General features: G+C 66.9%; 20 protein-coding genes and 1 tRNA gene. 2 read left to right on the forward strand and 19 right to left on the reverse strand.

Going from position 1 to position 16,962, the window contains the following annotated elements:
- Window positions 1-48: 48 nt before the first annotated feature.
- Window positions 49-354, forward strand: coding sequence for an HIT family protein (locus tag ACFV9T_RS30830; RefSeq protein WP_385445774.1), 306 nt, complete (start codon window positions 49-51; stop codon window positions 352-354).
- A 2-nt stretch (window positions 355-356) separates the two neighbouring features.
- Here the strand turns inward: ACFV9T_RS30830 and ACFV9T_RS30835 are convergent, their stop codons facing one another.
- The 11 genes from ACFV9T_RS30835 to ACFV9T_RS30885 all read right to left on the reverse strand — a co-directional run bounded on the left by ACFV9T_RS30835 (window position 357) and on the right by ACFV9T_RS30885 (window position 9,767).
- A complete protein-coding gene (locus tag ACFV9T_RS30835) occupies window positions 357-1,463 on the reverse strand; it encodes a glycosyltransferase (protein WP_385445730.1) in 1,107 nt (368 codons plus the stop codon).
- A 129-nt stretch (window positions 1,464-1,592) separates the two neighbouring features.
- A tRNA-Thr gene (locus tag ACFV9T_RS30840) sits at window positions 1,593-1,667 on the reverse strand.
- A gap of 193 nt (window positions 1,668-1,860) precedes the next feature.
- A complete protein-coding gene (locus ACFV9T_RS30845) occupies window positions 1,861-3,510 on the reverse strand; it encodes a proline--tRNA ligase (RefSeq protein WP_385445731.1) in 1,650 nt (549 codons plus the stop codon).
- Window positions 3,503-4,612, reverse strand: a complete 1,110-nt coding sequence (locus ACFV9T_RS30850) for a glycosyltransferase family 4 protein (protein WP_385445732.1) — start codon at window positions 4,610-4,612, stop codon at window positions 3,503-3,505. The genes ACFV9T_RS30845 and ACFV9T_RS30850 overlap by 8 nt, the downstream gene beginning before the upstream one ends.
- Complete coding sequence (locus tag ACFV9T_RS30855) at window positions 4,609-5,343, reverse strand: WbqC family protein (protein WP_385445733.1); 735 nt, start codon at window positions 5,341-5,343, stop codon at window positions 4,609-4,611. The genes ACFV9T_RS30850 and ACFV9T_RS30855 overlap by 4 nt, the downstream gene beginning before the upstream one ends.
- The gene (locus ACFV9T_RS30860) at window positions 5,340-6,014 is read right to left on the reverse strand and encodes a PIG-L deacetylase family protein (RefSeq protein ID WP_385445734.1); all 675 of its coding nucleotides are present in this window, start codon (window positions 6,012-6,014) and stop codon (window positions 5,340-5,342) included. Before ACFV9T_RS30860 ends, ACFV9T_RS30855 begins: the two co-directional genes overlap by 4 nt.
- 52 nt (window positions 6,015-6,066) lie before the next feature.
- Window positions 6,067-6,591 (reverse strand): dCTP deaminase, encoded by a 525-nt coding sequence (gene dcd / locus ACFV9T_RS30865; protein WP_385445735.1) that lies wholly within the window; start codon window positions 6,589-6,591, stop codon window positions 6,067-6,069.
- Complete coding sequence (locus ACFV9T_RS30870; protein ID WP_385445736.1) at window positions 6,588-7,133, reverse strand: deoxycytidine deaminase; 546 nt, start codon at window positions 7,131-7,133, stop codon at window positions 6,588-6,590. Before ACFV9T_RS30870 ends, dcd begins: the two co-directional genes overlap by 4 nt.
- Window positions 7,130-7,951 (reverse strand): TauD/TfdA family dioxygenase, encoded by an 822-nt coding sequence (locus ACFV9T_RS30875; protein ID WP_385445737.1) that lies wholly within the window; start codon window positions 7,949-7,951, stop codon window positions 7,130-7,132. Before ACFV9T_RS30875 ends, ACFV9T_RS30870 begins: the two co-directional genes overlap by 4 nt.
- Entirely contained in the window at window positions 7,951-9,138 is a 1,188-nt protein-coding gene (locus ACFV9T_RS30880) for a metallophosphoesterase (protein ID WP_385445738.1), read from the reverse strand. The genes ACFV9T_RS30875 and ACFV9T_RS30880 overlap by 1 nt, the downstream gene beginning before the upstream one ends.
- Window positions 9,135-9,767, reverse strand: coding sequence for an rRNA adenine N-6-methyltransferase family protein (locus tag ACFV9T_RS30885; RefSeq protein ID WP_385445739.1), 633 nt, complete (start codon window positions 9,765-9,767; stop codon window positions 9,135-9,137). The genes ACFV9T_RS30880 and ACFV9T_RS30885 overlap by 4 nt, the downstream gene beginning before the upstream one ends.
- A 357-nt stretch (window positions 9,768-10,124) precedes the next feature.
- Here ACFV9T_RS30885 and ACFV9T_RS30890 point away from each other — a divergent pair, with 357 nt between their 5' ends.
- Entirely contained in the window at window positions 10,125-11,564 is a 1,440-nt protein-coding gene (locus tag ACFV9T_RS30890; protein WP_385445740.1) for a Twin-arginine translocation pathway signal, read from the forward strand.
- Between the two features lie 92 nt (window positions 11,565-11,656).
- Here the strand turns inward: ACFV9T_RS30890 and ACFV9T_RS30895 are convergent, their stop codons facing one another.
- From ACFV9T_RS30895 to ACFV9T_RS30930, 8 genes are all read right to left on the reverse strand, one after another.
- Entirely contained in the window at window positions 11,657-12,556 is a 900-nt protein-coding gene (locus ACFV9T_RS30895; protein WP_385445741.1) for an endonuclease/exonuclease/phosphatase family protein, read from the reverse strand.
- A gap of 135 nt (window positions 12,557-12,691) precedes the next feature.
- Complete coding sequence (locus ACFV9T_RS30900) at window positions 12,692-13,123, reverse strand: response regulator transcription factor (protein WP_385445742.1); 432 nt, start codon at window positions 13,121-13,123, stop codon at window positions 12,692-12,694.
- A gap of 89 nt (window positions 13,124-13,212) precedes the next feature.
- Window positions 13,213-13,698, reverse strand: a complete 486-nt coding sequence (locus ACFV9T_RS30905) for a LuxR C-terminal-related transcriptional regulator (protein WP_385445743.1) — start codon at window positions 13,696-13,698, stop codon at window positions 13,213-13,215.
- A gap of 154 nt (window positions 13,699-13,852) precedes the next feature.
- Entirely contained in the window at window positions 13,853-14,677 is an 825-nt protein-coding gene (locus tag ACFV9T_RS30910; protein WP_385445744.1) for a type II CAAX prenyl endopeptidase Rce1 family protein, read from the reverse strand.
- A 197-nt stretch (window positions 14,678-14,874) separates the two neighbouring features.
- A complete protein-coding gene (locus ACFV9T_RS30915; protein ID WP_385445745.1) occupies window positions 14,875-15,072 on the reverse strand; it encodes a DUF5999 family protein in 198 nt (65 codons plus the stop codon).
- Window positions 15,073-15,266: 194 nt separating this feature from the next.
- The gene (locus ACFV9T_RS30920; RefSeq protein WP_385445746.1) at window positions 15,267-15,707 is read right to left on the reverse strand and encodes a DUF6082 family protein; all 441 of its coding nucleotides are present in this window, start codon (window positions 15,705-15,707) and stop codon (window positions 15,267-15,269) included.
- A gap of 189 nt (window positions 15,708-15,896) precedes the next feature.
- Window positions 15,897-16,313, reverse strand: coding sequence for a DUF6415 family natural product biosynthesis protein (locus ACFV9T_RS30925; protein WP_385445747.1), 417 nt, complete (start codon window positions 16,311-16,313; stop codon window positions 15,897-15,899).
- A gap of 56 nt (window positions 16,314-16,369) precedes the next feature.
- Entirely contained in the window at window positions 16,370-16,870 is a 501-nt protein-coding gene (locus tag ACFV9T_RS30930) for an ATP-binding protein (protein WP_385445748.1), read from the reverse strand.
- Window positions 16,871-16,962 lie beyond the last annotated feature (92 nt).

Below are 16,962 nucleotides of genomic sequence, written 5' to 3' on the forward strand. Positions count from 1 at the left end.
TTCTACTGCCACCAGGCGATCCCCGGGAACGTAAAGATTGACCGCGTGATGGAGACGGAGAGGGTACTGGCCTTCCACCACACTCGGCCGTCGTACCCCGTGCACATCGTGGTGGTACCGAAGGAGCACACTCCATCGCTTGTCAACCTCGGTGGCGGCGGCCCCGAGCTGCTGGCGGAGGTCATGGATGTGGTCACCAAGGTGGCTGCTCAGGTGGAGCAGAAACACGGCGCCGCCTCAGTGACCACGAACGTCGGGCTGTACCAGGAATCGAAGCACCTGCATTGGCACGTCTATCACCGCGGTGAATCCGACGAGCAGATCCTGGCGATGTACGGTCACCACGACGGCTGAGGCTACGTTCGGCGAGCACGCCTGATTCGCGCTGCGGCAATGGTCTCCTGCGCGATGCGGTCGGCGGCCCGGTAGACCGCCTCCGGATCGGGGCGCTCCTGCGTAGCGCGGCCAAGGCCGGCGGCCAGCTTCAGGCAGGCTTCCGCCAGTTCCCCTCCGCCCTTCAGGCTCTCGCTGTCGGGGACGACCATGCACTGTTCCGGGTGGCGACGCTCAAAGGCGTCGGCGTTGTCGAGCTGATCGCCACGGCTGACCGCCGCGGGCAGTGGTACGAGAACCGCGCGCTTGTCGAGCGCTTCCAGCTCGGCAAGCGTCGTAGCGCCGGCCCGTCCGATCACCAGGTCGGCGAGCCACAGAGCGTCGGCCATCTCGTCGTGTAGGTATTCCACCTGCCAGTAGCCCGGTACGTTCTGGAGGGCTGGGTCCAGATTGCCCTTACCTCGAACGTGCAGGATGGAGAAGTGCCCTCGAAGCAGAGCGAGTTGGCTCTGCACGGCGGCGTTGACGCGCTGAGATCCGCTGCTGCCGCAGAAGATCAGCAGGACCGGCTTACCGACGGGAATGCCGAGCTTTCGACGCAGTCGCTCCGGGTTGCCGGCAGCGAGGTCGTGCCGCAGCGGGAGGCCGGTCACAGTGGACTTCCGGGAGATCCATCGCGGGGTGTCTGCGGGGGCCGCGACGGATAGGCAGACTCGGGCGGCCATGCGTGCAACGATCTTGTTGGCGAGGCCGAGAGAGTGGTCGGACTCGTGGACCACGATGGGGACTCGGCACAGCCAGGCGGCGATCCCGACGGGTACGGAGACGTAGCTGCCCTTGGAGAACAAGGCGTCAGGGCGCTCGCGTCGCATGGCAACCACTGCGGCCCCGATGCCGCGCAGAACGGTGAACGGCATCAGGAGATTGCCCCATGAGCGGTAGCGCTTCAGCCCTGCGGAGGGCACCGCGCTGAAAGGGATGCCGGCCTTTTCGGCGTATTCGTGCTCGATACTTCCGGAGCGCCCGAAGAATACGAGTTCTTGTGCTCCGTGAGCGGGGAGTCGGGCTGCCACGGCGAGGGCCGGGACAACGTGTCCGGCACTCCCGCCTCCGGTAATTCCAATTTTCATCTACACCGCACCTGGATCGCTTTGTCGAAATTAATTGACGGGCTTCATGTTTCGAACGGAACGACTGAATGCTGACAGGTCCCCGCTGGAAGTTTTGAACGCCTGAGCAATGTTAGTCGCATGTGACATTGGTCGGGTCGGCTGGACTCGAACCAGCTCCTCGGCAACACTTATGCCGTGCTCTTGCCCTTGAGCTACGACCCGATTACTGCTTCCGAGGCTAGAGATGTGAGAGGGTTCGGTCAATGCCAAGTTCGATATTGGCGGCAAATTTCTGCCACCTGGGCGAGCGACTTTCGGCTTCTTTCTTCTTGTTTTTCTGCATGCGAATTCTGGCGCCGGTCGATAATAGCTAAACGGCGACTCGTAACGAGGTCAGCGAGTGATTTGGAGTGTGTTAGGGCTGACTCCAGGTGTCCGGGATCTGGCTGATATGCGTTCGGGGGGCGCGGGAGGTCCACCGGTCGATGAGTTCGACCTCGTGCTCGTTCTGCTGGGGGGAGAGGACCAGAGCGTGCGGGAGGCCGAGGAGGTTGGCGTAACGGAACTTTTCGCCGGCCGGTTCGAGCCGGTCGTCGATGAACAGGGACGCCCCGCGGTCGCGGAGGTGTTGGACGACCTGTTCGGAGCGTTCGCGCATGGCGGGCAAATCGGGGCGCAGGACGATGATGTGGAGGGCGGCCGGGGCGGTTGCTGGTTTCCAGCGCAGCCCGTCCTTGTCGCGGTGCAAGTCGGCGAGTGTCTGGAGGCATCGTGTGATGCCGATGCCGGAGCACGCCGCATGGGGGGTGCGCGCGGTTCCGTGCTCGTTGGTGAAGGACAAGTTCATCGCGGCGGTGTACTGGGTGCCCAGCTCGAAGACATGGGCGAGTTCGATAGCACGGGCTTCGCGGTAGTGCCCGTCGTCGCAACGGCCGCATCCCATCCCCTGAGCGGAGCGGTGAAGGTCGACGGCGGTGGGCGATAGGGCAGGCAGATCCTTCGTTCCTGACCAGGTCACATGGTGTCGCAGTCCGGTGGCGCCGTCGGAGATGGAGAAGGTCTCCAGGTGGGCGACGGAGGTGTCGAAGAGTGTCGCTTTGCCGCAGTCCCAGGGGGTCAGGGTGCCGGCTTCTTTCCCGAAGTGTTCGGGCAGCTCGGCGGAGTTCAAGAGTTCGACGCGGGCGGCGCCGGTGGCGGCGGCGAGCTTTCGGGGGCTGACGCGGAGGTCGGAGCGGATCGCCACGGCGGCGGGGGCTGAAGCGCCGTCGTGGGCGGTGAGCGCGAAGGTGATGACGTTGACGATCGGATGCTTCAGTGGGGTAGGCCGAGCGCTCAGGACGGCGTCGTCGCCGCGGTGGCCGCAGTGGTCGCAGACAAGGATGGTGCTCTGTCCGGTCTCGCCGAGGACCAGGTGCTCGGTGGACGGTCCGGCCGAGATGCTGCCGCCATCGGCCTGAGCTTGGAAGACGCCGGTGAGACCCATGCGGAGGAGGGCTGCGCGGCAGGCGTCGTTGAGGAAGTCGATCGATGTGCGCATGCCGTCTGGGGCGGTATCGAACGTGTAGGCGTCCGCCATGGTGAATTCGCGGCCGCGCATCAGTCCACCGCGCGGAGCGATCTCGTCGCGGTACTTGGAGGTGCTGAGGAACAGCCGGACCGGGAGGTCGCGGTAGGAGCGCAGGTGCTCCCGTACGGTGGCGACCGCGATCTCCTCGGATGTCGGGGCCAAGCACATCTGCTCGCCGCTGCGGCTCGTTACGGTCAACAGCGCGCCTTCGGCCTGGTAGGCGGCCCACCTGCCGGACTGTTCCCACAGCGAGCGGCTTTGGAGGGCCGGGAATCCGACGGTGTTTGCACCGCGCTCTTCGAATGCTGTGCGAGCGATTCCGGCGAGTCGGTCGTGGACGCGGAGTCCCAGCGGCAGCAGGGTGAACACGCCGATGGCGTCGGTCTTGGCGATGTAGCCGAGGGATTCCAGCAGATCCAGGGTCGACACGGTCGTGTTGATCGCGCGGCGGCGCACGGGCGGCCATAGTCGACTGGCGTACAAGGGTGTGTCAGGCACCGGCCCTCCTCATCGCGGTCTTCGAAAGGTCGCGCAGGTGCGCGGTGGTGGTCGCGAGGTCGTGGCGTCGGGCGTTGATCGCCGCGGCGCTGCTGAGGGTGCGTCGCAGGCCGGAGTCGTTGGCGAGCTGGTCGATGCGCGCGGCCAGGGCGGTTGCGTCCCCCGGCGGGTACGCCAGGGCGCCGGCGCCGAGCGTGTGGCGCAGGCCGGGCAGGTCGCCGTGAAGAACCGGGAGGCCGTGCGCCTGGGCCTCGACGGCGACCAGACCGAACGCCTCCAGTTGCTTGGTGGTGAGCAGGAACGCATCGAAGTTGGCGAAGCGCTGCCACAGGGCCTTACGGGGCAGGAACGGCTCGAACCGGACCCGGTGGCTCAGGCCGAGGGCGGCGACTCGGGTGGTGAGGCAGCGTAGTTCGCTGCCGCTGCCGATGATCGTGAGGTGATGTTCGTCGGTGGTGAGCCTCAGCGCCTCGATCGCGGTGATCGTGGACTTGTTCGAGTCGAGGCGCCCTGCGTGCACCAGCAGCAGCCGACGCTCGTCCGTGGGCAGGGCGGTGGGGCACTTCGGTAAGGGGACGCCCCAAGGCACGGTGACTAATCGGCCGCTGTATCTCCCGCGGGTGAAGGCATTGACCTGGTCGGCCATCGCGGTGTTGGGTACCGCGACGGCCGTGCTGGCAGCGACGATTTCGATCAGCGCATCTCGGGCCTGACCGTTTTCGGTGGCGGCAATGATGTCGGTGCCGTGTGCGATGGCGATGATGGGCGTTTGGTCCGCAGCGCGGGCGAAGGCGAGCGCGAGCCCGAAGCCGAGGTGCTGGGCGTGGATGAGGTCGGGACGCCGGTCGCGCAGTAGCCGCTCGACCTCCTCGGTCAGCGCATCGGCGTACTGGGCGAAGTACGGGCCGTACGGCTGTTTCGTCGCGCGGAGGGAGACGGTTTCCTCGAAACCGTGCTGCCACACCTCGCCGCCGGGCAGCGCCAGGAACGTGGTGTGAAAGTCGGGGGCGAGCTGGTGGTACACGTCGCTCGCCCAGATGGTGGAGCCGCATGACGGCTGGAGGGGCAGGTCGATCCCGGTGATGAGGCGCGGGCGGGTCATTGTGCGTCTCCCGTGGGTGCGGTGGTGCGGTAGTCGTTGAGACCGGCTCGGAGCATGGCCGAGACACCGGCCCAGCCGATGGAGCAGGCCGCGTCGATGACCGACAGGGCCGGGGCGAAGCCCTGCTTCACCCACGGCTGGGCGTAGCGGGGATGGCGACTGGCGTACTCATTCCAGGTGACGGTGATCCCGTTCCTGGCGAGCGCTGTGGTGTCGAGGTACTTCCGCGTGCCCGACCCCGCCCACAGGTCCCGCTCATCGGCAGCTGCGCAGATGCGGGCCAGCCGTTCGGTCTTGTCATAGGAGCCCGTCGCGGACATGCAGGAGGTAAGCAGGAGGGATGCGCGGGAGCCGAGGGCTGTCGCGATTTCCGTGATGAGGGCCACGTTGAGGTCGGCCAGCCACTGGTGGCCCGCCGAAAGGGGCGGCTCGATGACCTGGAGGGCTTCGTCGGCGTACGGGCTGCGCCCATACGCCAGGCGGATCGTCTTGACCATGGTCGTCGCGTCGAAACCATCCGCGATCCGTGTGTCCCGGATGAGTTGGCTGGTGTTCCTGGCCACCGGCACGGTGATCCAACTGATGCCGTTGGCGGTCTTGATCCGATTGCGGTTCTGCCAGCCGCGCTCAACGAACTGCACGTCGTCGTACAAGGCGATGCTGGTGCAGGCGATCAGCGCCTCGCAGAAGCCCAGCCATGGCAGGAACGGTGGCTGTTCGATGTAGATCACGGGCACTCCAGCGCCGGAACGTGGTGCAGCAGGGTGAGCAAGGGAGCCTCGAACGCCTCGAAGCTGCGGCCCGCCGCGGCATCAGCGGGCCGCAGCCGCCAACCGGCCGCTGCCGCCCGTTGACGGGTGTAGGGCTCGCCCAGGTACCAGCGGCCTCCTTGCGTCTCGTGGCGGGCCAGGGCCTTGACCTTGTCGTCGAGGAAGTCCGTGATGTCGACCAGGATGGTCGGGGTGAACCCGCTGCGAGGAGCGTGCGGTTCGCCGTACAGCACGGTGTGGCAGGACGGCACTCGGGTGGCGGCGTTGGCGGTAGCCGCACCGAGGGCGAGGTGGTCCTGATGGTCGTTGTCGGCGCGCGGGCTGTGAGTGATCACGGTTGTGCAGCCGCGGCGCGCCAGTTCGTCCTCGACGGCCGAGATCAGGCGTCGGTCAGGGTGAAGCGCACCATCGGCGAGGCCGAGGCAGACGACCTCGACGCCCGTGTCGTCCCAGGCCAGGCGCACTTCGTGCACACGTTCCTCTTCGGAGAGGCGGACGCCGCGGGCCGCGTCGGTGAGGGAGACACCGTTGGCCCCGTGGGTCGCCATCAGCACGGTGACGTCGGCGCCGAGCTGGCGGTAGCGCCGCAGGGTGCCGTAGGCGAGCAGTTCGGCATCGTCAGGATGCGCCACCACCGCAACGACATGCTCTGCGGTGTTCGGTGTCTTCGTGGGAGGCACTGGGCTACCGCCCCTCGAAGTCGCGATGGATCTGGGAGGGCATCGCCTGCTCGGCGCCCTGGTACTTGCCGTCGTACAGGACGATGTCGCCTTGGACCGCCCAGAACGTGACCTGCCCAATCCGTAGGCCCGGGTAGATCTTCACCGGCTGCACCGCGTGCAGTTGCAGCGTCAGGCGATTGTGGGAGCCGATATCGATCAGATCGGCGGTGACGTGGACGAACAAACCTAGCCGGGCCACGGAGGAGCGGGCACGGATGATCGGCACGAAGTGGTCGCTGCCGATGCGCTCTTCGGTGGCGGCGAGGTAGATCCGATCGGGGGTTAGGAGCATGCCCTCGGACGGAATCGGGTGGGATTCGAAGGGGTTCGGGCGCGCGCAGTCGAGGCGGTGCTCGGTGTACCAGCCGATCGAGCGGCCGAGGTGGAAGTCGTAGCTGTTGGGGCTCAGGAGGGCGGGGTCGAACGGCTCGATCTCGATTTCCCCGGCCTTGACGCGCCTGTGGATCTCCGGCCCGGTGAGGATCACGCCGCGCTCCCCTCTTGCACCGGGGCGCCGGCCAGGGCGCTGGGGGAGCAGGGCGACGGGTCGTCGAGTCGGCCGTAGTGGCCGACGTAGGGCATCGGCGCGCCGGCCCGCTCCCAGAAAGAGACCTGCCCTACGCGCATTCCGGCGTAGATGGTGAGAGGCTGGACGACGACGATCTCCAGCGTCCACTGGTGGAGCGCTCCGAGCTGGGCGAGGTCGGCGGAGATCTGGAGGAAAGTGCCGAGGCGCCCGAGGGAGGACCGTCCGATGAGGCTCGTCACGTAGCGGGCGCTGCCGATCCGCTCGACCGTAGCGCCGAGATAGAGGGTGCCCGGTTGCAGCTCGTATCCGCCGACGGGAATGTGGACGGTCTTCAGCGCCGTTTCCATGCGGGGATCGGCCGGTCCGTCGATGGGGACCTTCAGCACGTCTCCCAGGCGGTAGTTGTAGCTGTTGGGGTTGACCAGGTCCGGGTCGAACGGGTCGATGGTGATGTCCCCGCAGCTCACGGCCTGCTCGATGGCAGATCCGGTGAGAATCACCGAACACCTCCGGTGCCCACATGGCCCACGTAGCTCTGCTTCAGCAGGCGCCGCTGTTTGGCCGGAAGCGTTTCTTGACCGGGGCCCAGCGGCATCCGGCCGTGCGCGTAGCGCCACTGGTCGAAGACGAGCAGCTGCCCAGGGGCCAGCCGGACGGTGGTGCGGTGCTTGTAGGCGGCGGTCACGAGTCGGTCGAACGCCTGGGCGATGTACGGCACGGTGTCCTGTTCGGCATTCACAAGCTGGCCTTGCCGCAGGTGGGGCTGCATTTTGCTGGTGAATCGGATCGGTGTGCCGTTGTCGATCCGCTTGGGCAAGACGGGGAAGTGAGGCAGGCTTTCGCCGACTCCGTGCACGTCCTTGTCGGCCCAGTAGGAGTAGTCGGGCCTGCTGAGCAGGTCCCGGTCAGCAATCGTCAGGTCGTCCGCTGCGGCCCATAGATCGGAGAGGGCCGACGCGCCCCCGTTCAGCGGGTCGTTGCGGACGCAGTACAGGGCGATGTAGCGGGGGCTCAGCTCGCGGTCAACCAAGTCGACGTGGAGCCGGTTCTCGCCGACGCCGTGTGTGCGCGCGGGATTGACGTCGGTGCGTACCGCCAAGTCGCTCCAGCAGCCGTCATTCGGGTACACGCTCAGGATCGGGCCCAGCACGGACAGCAGTCCGAGAGCCAGTTCCAGGTTGTGGTGGTGGTCCGTGTCTCGGGGGAACGAGACCACCGTGGCTCCGGCGCCATCGCCGGTCAGGCGGACCGCGAACTCGCGTGGCGCGGTGGGGCCGCGCACCAAGTCGCAGCTTTCCAAGGTGAGCACGTTACTCATCAGGTCTCCGTAACGAGATCGGTGAGGATGTCGCGCAGAGTGCGCGACGGGAAGACCGGCCGAGCGGGGAGGCCAAGTCGGTCGGCGAGATAGCTTGTGGTCACCAGCGAGGGCACCGGGCCCGCCCCGGCGGCCGGACGGCACATGACCGGTTCTTCACCGATCCGGCGTGCCTGTTCCAGGACCCCTTCCACGCGGTACTCACCGTTCAGGAGGACGAGGTTGGAGTCGAAGGGGGCGCAGTTCATGAGGGCCCGGCGGGTGACGGTCTGCGGGAGCCCTTCGCGCAATGCCCACAGGCTCATGAGGAAGGCGTCCGCGCCGGTGGCGGCCTGAGCCCGCTGGGCCAGCAGGTGCGCCACGTCGCTTCGGTCCGGGACAGGCGCGGGCAGAGCGCCGATCAGCTCGGCACCCCAGGCCGCGTACCGGGCCATTTCTTCTTCCAGTCCATCCGGAGCCGCCGGACGGCTGGAGGGCAGAGCTTCGACGGTGAACTGGTGGCGGCCGGCTTGGGGGTCGAGGTTGAGGCGGAGGAGCCCCTTGCCTATCTCCGGAGCTTTGATGACGTGCCGGCCTGCGGATGCCCAGTGGTACGAGGGGGTGTGGCAGTGCCCGGAGACGACTAGGGGCAGCGGCCAATCGTTGTCCTGCTCGGCGACGTCGAGGGCGAAGCCGCTGTGGCTCACGCCGATCACAAGGTCGGCCCCGGCAGACAGCAATCGATCCCGCTCGGCGGCGATCAGGTCTGCAGTCGGGTCCACGAACTCGAATCCGGCACGCTCCGGGATGGGGACGGCTTCGTACGCCTGCCGACCCAGGTACCCGACGATGCCCACTCTCGGCACGGAGCCCGGGAGCAGCAGCCTGCTCTTCCAGCGGCCCGCGAACCCCCGCGGAGGTCGCAGGTTCGCGCACACCACCGGCGGGAACCGCTCGGGGTTCCGCAGCCGCATGAGGTCGGCGAAGTCGTGGTTACCCGGCACGAGCGCGTCGTACAGGTCCGCCAGGAGTCGCTCTTCCACCCTCCCGCGGGAGAACGCGTGGAAGGCGGTCCCGCCGAAGAAATCTCCGGCATCCACCGTGACCGCACCGCCGGCCTGGCGGAGCTTGCGCAGGGTAGCCAGCAGGGCCCGCCCCTCGGGTACGCTGGAGTGGAAGTCGGTCGTGACGATCAGCGGGGTGTTCACCGGCGCCTCTCGATGGACACGACGCGCAGCGCCTCGGGCGCCTTCGGCCAGAACTCGGAGCGGGATATCCCGTCGACCTCGCGCAGCCTCAGCCCGCTCGCTTCCTCGCTGGCCTCCTGGTACTGCTCCAGCGTCCGGCTCGGCACGACCACGAGTCCCCGTTCCACCTTCGGCGTGGAGGCGAAAACGTACCGGGTGAGCACCACCGACAGCTCCCAGTCGAACGGCATGATCGCCAGGAGCACAGCGCCCGCAACGAGCCCGTCGTCAAGGTCAACCTCGCGCACGTCCGAGATGCTGACGCGTGCCCGCGGGCCGAACCTGCGCAGCACGTCCTGGAGGATGGACCCCAGCCGTCGGTCCTTCTCCACCGCCCAGATCCGACGTCCGCTCTCAGCCACCGTGCCGGACAGCGTCCCCAGTCCCGCGCCGACCTCCAGGACCTGGTCCTCATCCGCCAGGTCGGCGCAGTCCAAGAGCCGGTACGCCGCATCCTGCGATCGCAGGAAGTGCTGGCCGAGATCGGTACGGACGTCGAAGCCGGCCTCCGCGAGAAGGTCGGCGGTGGCCCGGTCTCCACGGGCCAAGGGGATAGACACCCGCTGGTCGGTGTGCCGCGTCTTGCTCACGGGCATCCCTTCAAGGTTCTGAGGTGTGGCGGTCACTGAAGTCGCTCCCATCGGATGAGGGACGGTCGAAAAGCCGTGGTGAACGCAGCAGCCTCTACTGGGAGTAACGGGCCAGCGATATATGCCACTTGGCCATCGGCCGAGTACACACATGTCGTGATCATGGACGCCGTGCTGGATTCGCGTGGCGCGCGCTCGCTTATCGTGCTGGCGGGTGGTCACCAAGTCATTGCCGGATCTGATTGCGCACATTGCGGGCAACTCGCAATGTCGGCACCGTCGGGACAAAGCGCACTCCCGCGGCGCAGAAGCTCCGCTACCCTGACGACCAGTCAGCTTCATTGCGGAGGGTGCGTAATGATCACGGTCAGTCGATCGCGTCGCGCCGCTATCAAGAAGACCGCCGCCGAGATCAGAGAACGGTGCATGCACAGCGGCAGCGGAGTCGAACGGACGGCCGGCGAGATCCGCGCCGAGCTGCCCGAAGTGCAGTCGCTGGAGGCATGGCGCTTCGCGCTCGGCTGGCCTCGGTCCCGCACCATCGAACGAGTGGGCGCCCTGTACCGGTCGCGTGGATTGTTGCCGCCGGGCATGTCGGAGTCGATGCTCTGCCGGTGGGAACACCGATCCTATGAGCGCCCCGGCCCGGAGTACGTCGAGGCGCTGTGCACGGTCTACCGGGCCCGGCCGGAGCAGCTCGGGCTCGACCGCGCCGCTGACCACGAACAATCTCAGTGGGCCCAGGTCAGTCGATACAGTGCTCCCGGGCCCCAAGCGTGCGTCCTTCCCGCACGGGAAAGCATGGTGACCATGACGACCTCCGCCGGTCTGCCGGCCGTCCGGGAATCTCTGCATCTCGCGCTGCTCGCCGACCCGTCGGGCAGTACGGCGGTCGTGGACCTGTCCGAGGCTACGATCGAGCACTACGCACTCGGCTACAGCAAGCACCCGCCCCACGTGCTCTTCACCGAGGTGCACGCGGCCCGGGGCTTGCTGATGCAAGCCCTCACCAGCACCGCGCCGACACCGGAGCGAATCGAGACCGAACTGCGCCGAGGCGTCGGCTGGCTCTCCGCCCTTCTGGGCAACCTCGCCTACCACCTCGGTGACCACGCCGGAGCACGGGCACATCTCGCTACGGCCACGACCTACGGCGACCGCAGCGGAGACGCGCGGCTCACAGCATGGGCTTGGGGCGCTCAGGCGATGGTCGCCCGCGCGACCAGCCAGCATACCCTCGCCCTGACCCATGCTGAACGCGGCTTGGCCTGCGCCCCCTCCGGGCTGCCTCGCGCGCAACTCCACGCCTGGGCACTGCTCCCGTCCCTGGCCGCACTGAACCGTCAAGCGGAAGCTGACGCTGCGCTGGCGACCGCCACGCGTGAACTGGAGACCGACGCAGCGGGCTGGGCGCCAGGCAGGTTCGGCTACGACATCGCGGAGCACCGGCTGCACGAAGCCGATGCCGATCGCGCCCTGGGCCGGACCGATAAGGCGGTCGCTACTGCCGAGACGTCCATGAACGCCTGCACCACGGCCACCCCCGGCTGGGCCGCCGCCGCCTTGCTTCTGGCCCAGGCCGAAGCCCCCACCCAACCGACCGACGCCGCGCAACGCGCTCTGGACGTCCTGTCCCGCGTGCCTGCGGCGCGGCTCCGCTCCACTTCCAGGAGCCGCCTCACACAGCTCGACGCCGTCCTCGCTCCGACGCGCGCAACCGGTGTCGACGAACTGCATGACCGGGTCCGTGCCCTCCCCGCGATCATCGACGCTCACGGCATCGCTGCGCCCGCGTGAAGCTGCTCTCACAACCAGCGTCGCGTATGGCCGTCGTAACGGCTGCCCGATAGGGCACCCGCCCGCTGCGGTGATGCCGACGGGCCACCTGATTACCGTGTGCACGATGCGGCTTGGGTCAGTATGCGGACCAGGCGAGCACGGTTGAAGCGGTACAGGACCAGGGCATGGTCGGTGGCAGCACGGGTGTCATCGGTGTCGATCACCTCAACATGGTCGAGAGCACCAGCCGCACCACCAGCCGCGTAGCCGCGGTCAATGCGCTGCGGACCGCCTTGGTGCGCTTTTTCGAACCCCGCGGTAGGGGCGAGCGCTATCTTGCTGTCCACGCCGAGATGGTCAGCGGCGTGCCGGGCGAGATCGACGTACCCGGCGTCGATGAGGGTTCCGTCCGGTCGGGTGTCGCTGCGCCGGTGGCCGTCGGCGTCCACATAGGTGCGGTGCACCATGTGTGCGCGATCGGTGACCTTGTCCCAGTCCGGCAATGTCACCGGCTCAGGAGCTCTCGGGTAGCTGTTGCCGTCCATGCCAATGAGCGTGACCATCCCGGGCTGGGCGAGGGTGGTCAGCCACCCGGCTTCGGTGAGCCGCTGGTTGGCGGAGAAGAAGCACAGGTGTGCGGACACCAGGTTCAGCGGCACGGGGCAGTCGTCCAGTTGCACCTGTACGTGGCAGGGGTGCAGCCACCACGGTTTCACGCGCGGTGGCTCCTGGAGGACGTGGAAGAGTTCGGGGCGCAGGTACACGGCGGTGGCGATGTCTGCGTCGATGCCCGGGTTGGGCTCTGACAGAAAACCGCGGAGCCCGAGCCGCTTCGCCGCGCTGTTCTTGCGCCGTTGGCCCCTCTCCCTGCTGTGCTTCGCCTCCTGCTGGAACACGATGTCCGGCTCATGTTCGGACAGGATGTCCAGGGCGAGGTCACGGCGTTCACCCATGCGGCCGCCGTCTGCCTCGATGTTCCAAACAGCTACCGTGATGGTGCTGGCGTCCATAAGGTCCCTTCGGCTCGGGGTAAGCGAGATGTGCGGTGCAATATGGCGGCGCAAGACCGGCTGCCGCTCTCCCCATTTGAGGGGGCGCAGGAGCGCCGCTTCCTGGTGCGAGAGGTCTCAGGATTTGAAAACGAATCAATTCCCCGTCCGGGATTTTGCGTCCTGCGCTGGCCCTAGCAAGTCGAGTTCCCAGCCCCGCCGGATGAGGTGTTCATGGGTCTTGGCTCCCATCAACCTCATGAGAGCACTCACATCATCCCGCATCGTATCCACCCGGACCCCGGAGTTCGCGGCAATCCAAGGGAAATCGTGACCGGTCGCCATGCCTCGGAGAATGTGTTCGATTGGCAAGCGGTCCGCAGGCTCACTTGGGGTGATTACTCCCAGCCGGTACGCTTTGTGAACCAGTCCCGGCCGCGTGACCGCGTGGAGCTTTGCCGACGCGTTTCTCAAAAAAGCATTCACCGTGGATGGGTGGACCGCCATCTCCGCGGCCGCTTCAGTAGGCGTCGCGCCGCCAGCCAAAAGCTGAATGGCCTCGCGTTCTCGGCGCGATATGTTGGCCAAGGTTTCCCTCCTCGCAAGCCAGTAGGGGGCCGCATTAGCGGACCGGCAGGAGCGTCGGGGATCTTGTAATCATGGGGCACTCCGGGCCTTCATGTATGGGTAGCGGGTCCATTTGGCGTAGACGTCGATTCCGGACCGAGTAGACGGAGCTGCCAAGCGCGCGTAATGAGATGCGCGGTGTTGGTTGCTCCCAGTCGCGTCTTGAGCGTGCGCTCGTCGTCGCGCGCGGTAAGGAGGTAAAGCCCTTTGCTGGCAACAACCTCCGCCAAACTCCATCCGTTCGCCAGACCGTTGAGAATGTCTCGTTCGGCAGGCGGGATCTTCGTGATCGAAATGGGCACAGAATGCTCTGGGGGATCGAGTTGGCCGAGCGTATAGGCCCGGTGCACCATCGCGGCCCGCTCTTTGGTGGTCCCGAGTTTGGCGGACACGTTCACCAAATGCCTCTGCGCCGTAGCCGGGGCCACCTTCATCGCTCTGGCTGCCTGCTTGGTGGTGTTGCCGTCCGCTATCAGGCGGAGGACCTCCCGTTCGCGAGGAGATAACTCCCGATAACCAGGCTGTCGGCTGGTCAACGATTTGCCTTCCGGTCGTGCGATCGATAAGTGCGCGTGGAGTGCTCTCGCTTCAGGGGGGGGCGCCGTCGGCGTGGTGTGCGGGCGGGGCGGGGCGGTGATTTGCCCGTCCGGAAGGAGTTCACCGGTGTCGTCGAAACGCTGGCTGGGGCGGTCAGAAGATGGTGGCTATAGGGAAAACACTGCGCAGGTCGAAGAGCAGGTGTGCCAACACGAGCGGCTGGAGTCGACCCCATCGGTGATAGAGGAAGAGGCCCACAGCGCCCAATATCGAAAGGGCGAGAGCAGGGAGCCCGAGGTACAAGTGGGTTATGACCCGGAACCCGAGGCTGATGGCGTACATCTGCCACACCGGTCGACGGGCTGCCTGAGACAGCACGCACACCGCGCCGACGATCAGTACCTCCTCCATGGCGCTGGTGTAGATGATGTTGGAGATGGCGAGCGCCTTGGTGTCCCAGCCGAGAGCCACGGCCTGATCACCCTGCATGGCTGGCAGTGCCGTCGGCAGGGCTCGTGTCAGGTAAGTCATGATGAAAGTGGCAGCCCAGGCCGCTATGTAATGAACCAAATAGATCGTGGTAGGGAGCGTTATACCGGCTTCGCGGCGCGCAGATGAGGGCCCAAGTCCGAACCCTTGCACGGTCACGCCGTGATGGATGACAACTTCCAACGCAAGCCACGTCATCATGACCGTCGCCGCCAACGTTTGAATGATCCCCGACAGCTCCGTGGTCAGCAGCAGGGCCGCCGGGCCTGCGAGGGCAAGCGCAGACAATGCGGCGATTCTGATCCGGAGTGCCGAGTGATGTGCCCTCACCAGAAACATCAACCATCCGCCTGCTGCCAAGGCGCTGAGGGTTCCGACACATTCGACAAGGATGTCGCGCCCGGGGACGGAGAGGCCACACAGTGCGGCGAAGTCGGTGAGGGAAATCCACAGCGGCCGCGCGCATGCGAGCAGCAGGAGGGCCCACACATCAGCACGGGCGCTCTGTGGAGTCGGCCGCGTCGGCGAGGCGAAGGCCCGGGAGAGCCGCGCCCGGCGGGGAGCTTCGGTCCTTCCCACAGGGCGGTCTGCGCTCGGCAGGCTCTCCGGCGTGCTGACGTGAGAATCGTGGTAAGACATCGAACCTTCGGGGGGTGTGGAAACGGAACGTTTGATCGGGAAGCGCGCTACGCCGCGTCCAGCGAACTCAGCGGCCGAGTGGGGGGAATGACCCGCCCATCAGGCAGCAGCTCCCCCGTGTCCTCGAAGAGCAGCACCCCGTTGCACAGCAGGCTCCAGCCCTGCTCCGGGTGGAACGCCACGATCACGGCGGCATCCCGGCCGGGCGAGTCAGCGAACGGGCAGGGCGGCTGGTGGTCACACATCCGGGGCTCCTGGACGGATTCTTCGTGTCGTGGACATCAGGCCGACGCGGGGCGCTCCTCTACGGGGGATTTGAGGATCCGCCCCGCGCCGGGGCTTGAGCCGTCCAACGGTCCGGGCACGGGCACCGGTCCGCCGGACGGCGGTCTATGTGGCGGGCACGCACTGCGGCGCGCGGAGCACGCCATCCTCCGGGTCAGACACCCACGGGATCGGTCTTCGGGTAGGCCCTCCGTGCGTTCTTCAGGGCCCGGCAGAAGCGCTCGGCGGCCCTGTCACCCGCTGCTTCCTCTTCGCGGTAGGCACCGCACCTGTCCCAGTAGCGTCGGCCGATCTGCTTCTGGACGAACGCATCCGCGACGAAGTCCAGCCGAGGCCCGCGGAGGAGCCCCAGCCGGTCCCGCAATCCCAGGGCGGAGAGCTGCTGATTGGCGCTGAGGGTATGCACCATCTCCTCCTCATTCATCCCGTCGAGGCCCCACTGCACCGCGAGGTGGGGACGTTCGATCAGCTGGCCCAGCCAGTCCTGGTGGAGCTGTGTGACGGCGATTTCGGCCTGCTGCCGCTGGTGCACCTGCCTCTGCGCGATGTGGGCGACTCCGACAACTGCGAGGAGTACGGCGTGCCAGGTCTTCATCTGGTGGGGTCCTTCGTCGTGGCGTGCTGATGGTGTGGGTGCCGGCGCCTGTGCGCCTGTTCCTCGCCGACCTCTGAAGCTGCTTGGAGCAAGCTCTTGAGGAGGCGGGCGAAGTTCTGTGCCCTGCGGGCTGCGACCTGTGGCGTGCTGGGCGAAGGCTCAGGGGGAGCCGGGCCGCGGCCGGCGCAGTCACAGGGTGCTCCCCGGACGCTGTGCCAGTGAGTCGGGCTGCTTCACGGAGCCAATCGCCACCAGCGCATCCAGCAGCTCGTTGACGGCCCAGCCCATGCGCCGCAGGGGGTTGATCGTCTTGAGGTAGTCGCCCGGCAGTTCCATCTCTCGGGCCTCACGCGCCCGCGTTATGAGCGTGGTCACCGCGGCGTCATGCTTTTCCGCCTCAGCGTGGATGGCGATGCCTACGAGCTGCATCAGGTAGCCGCGGAGGCGCTGGGCCAGTTCGTCCGCGGCGTCTTCGGCCGGCGGCACGTCATCGAGTGCGTCCGCCACGTCGTCCAGCCAGGCATCCCCGTCGTATGGGTTCCACGCGCGAATCTTCGTCAGCGCTGCTTGAACGGCCGCTGTTTCCAGCCGCTTTGCGGGCTTCACAGGGTGGTGCCAGCGGGGCACGTCGTCGCTGACCCGGCTAACGAGGACAGGGCAGGTCACTGGTCTTCTCCCCTCGCGGGGAGGTCGCACCAGACGGTTGCGCGGTCGTCGCTGATACCCCAGGCCCCGCCGTATTCCTCCACCAGCCGCTCGACCATCTCAAGGCCTCGTCCAGACTCGGCGTTGCTGTTTGCCTGTTTAGGCTGGGCCCATCCCTCCATGCCGTCGTGAACCTTGATGCGGAGGAGGCCCTTCCGGAGGGTGAGCGTCAGGGTGATTTCCCTGGTGCCGCTGTGCAGGATCGCGTTCGTCACGAGTTCGGAGACAATTACCAAGACGTCATCGGTCATTGGCTCAAGGCCGCAATACCTCAGCTTCGCTGCGGCGATCCGCCGCATGCGGCGTACTCGGACTGTGTCCTCGTCCCGGGGCGGCTCACCCCGTCGGCAGGGTGCGACGGGGAATGTCTCTTCCATTACGTCCCCGTCGCGGCGGAGAACCGCGCGAGGCGTCCGTACGGCTGTCGTCGTCATCACGTCCTCTGGGGAGAGCGCCATGCCAACCGGGCAGCGGACACAGCCCTGCACAAGGAGGTCTGCTGTGGGGCAGGCGCGAGGATGGTGCAGGCTTCGGTCAGGCAGCGCGCCAG

The sequence above is a fragment of the Streptomyces sp. NPDC059850 genome (genome assembly GCF_042731515.1).
In the GTDB taxonomy this organism is placed as follows: domain Bacteria; phylum Actinomycetota; class Actinomycetes; order Streptomycetales; family Streptomycetaceae; genus Streptomyces.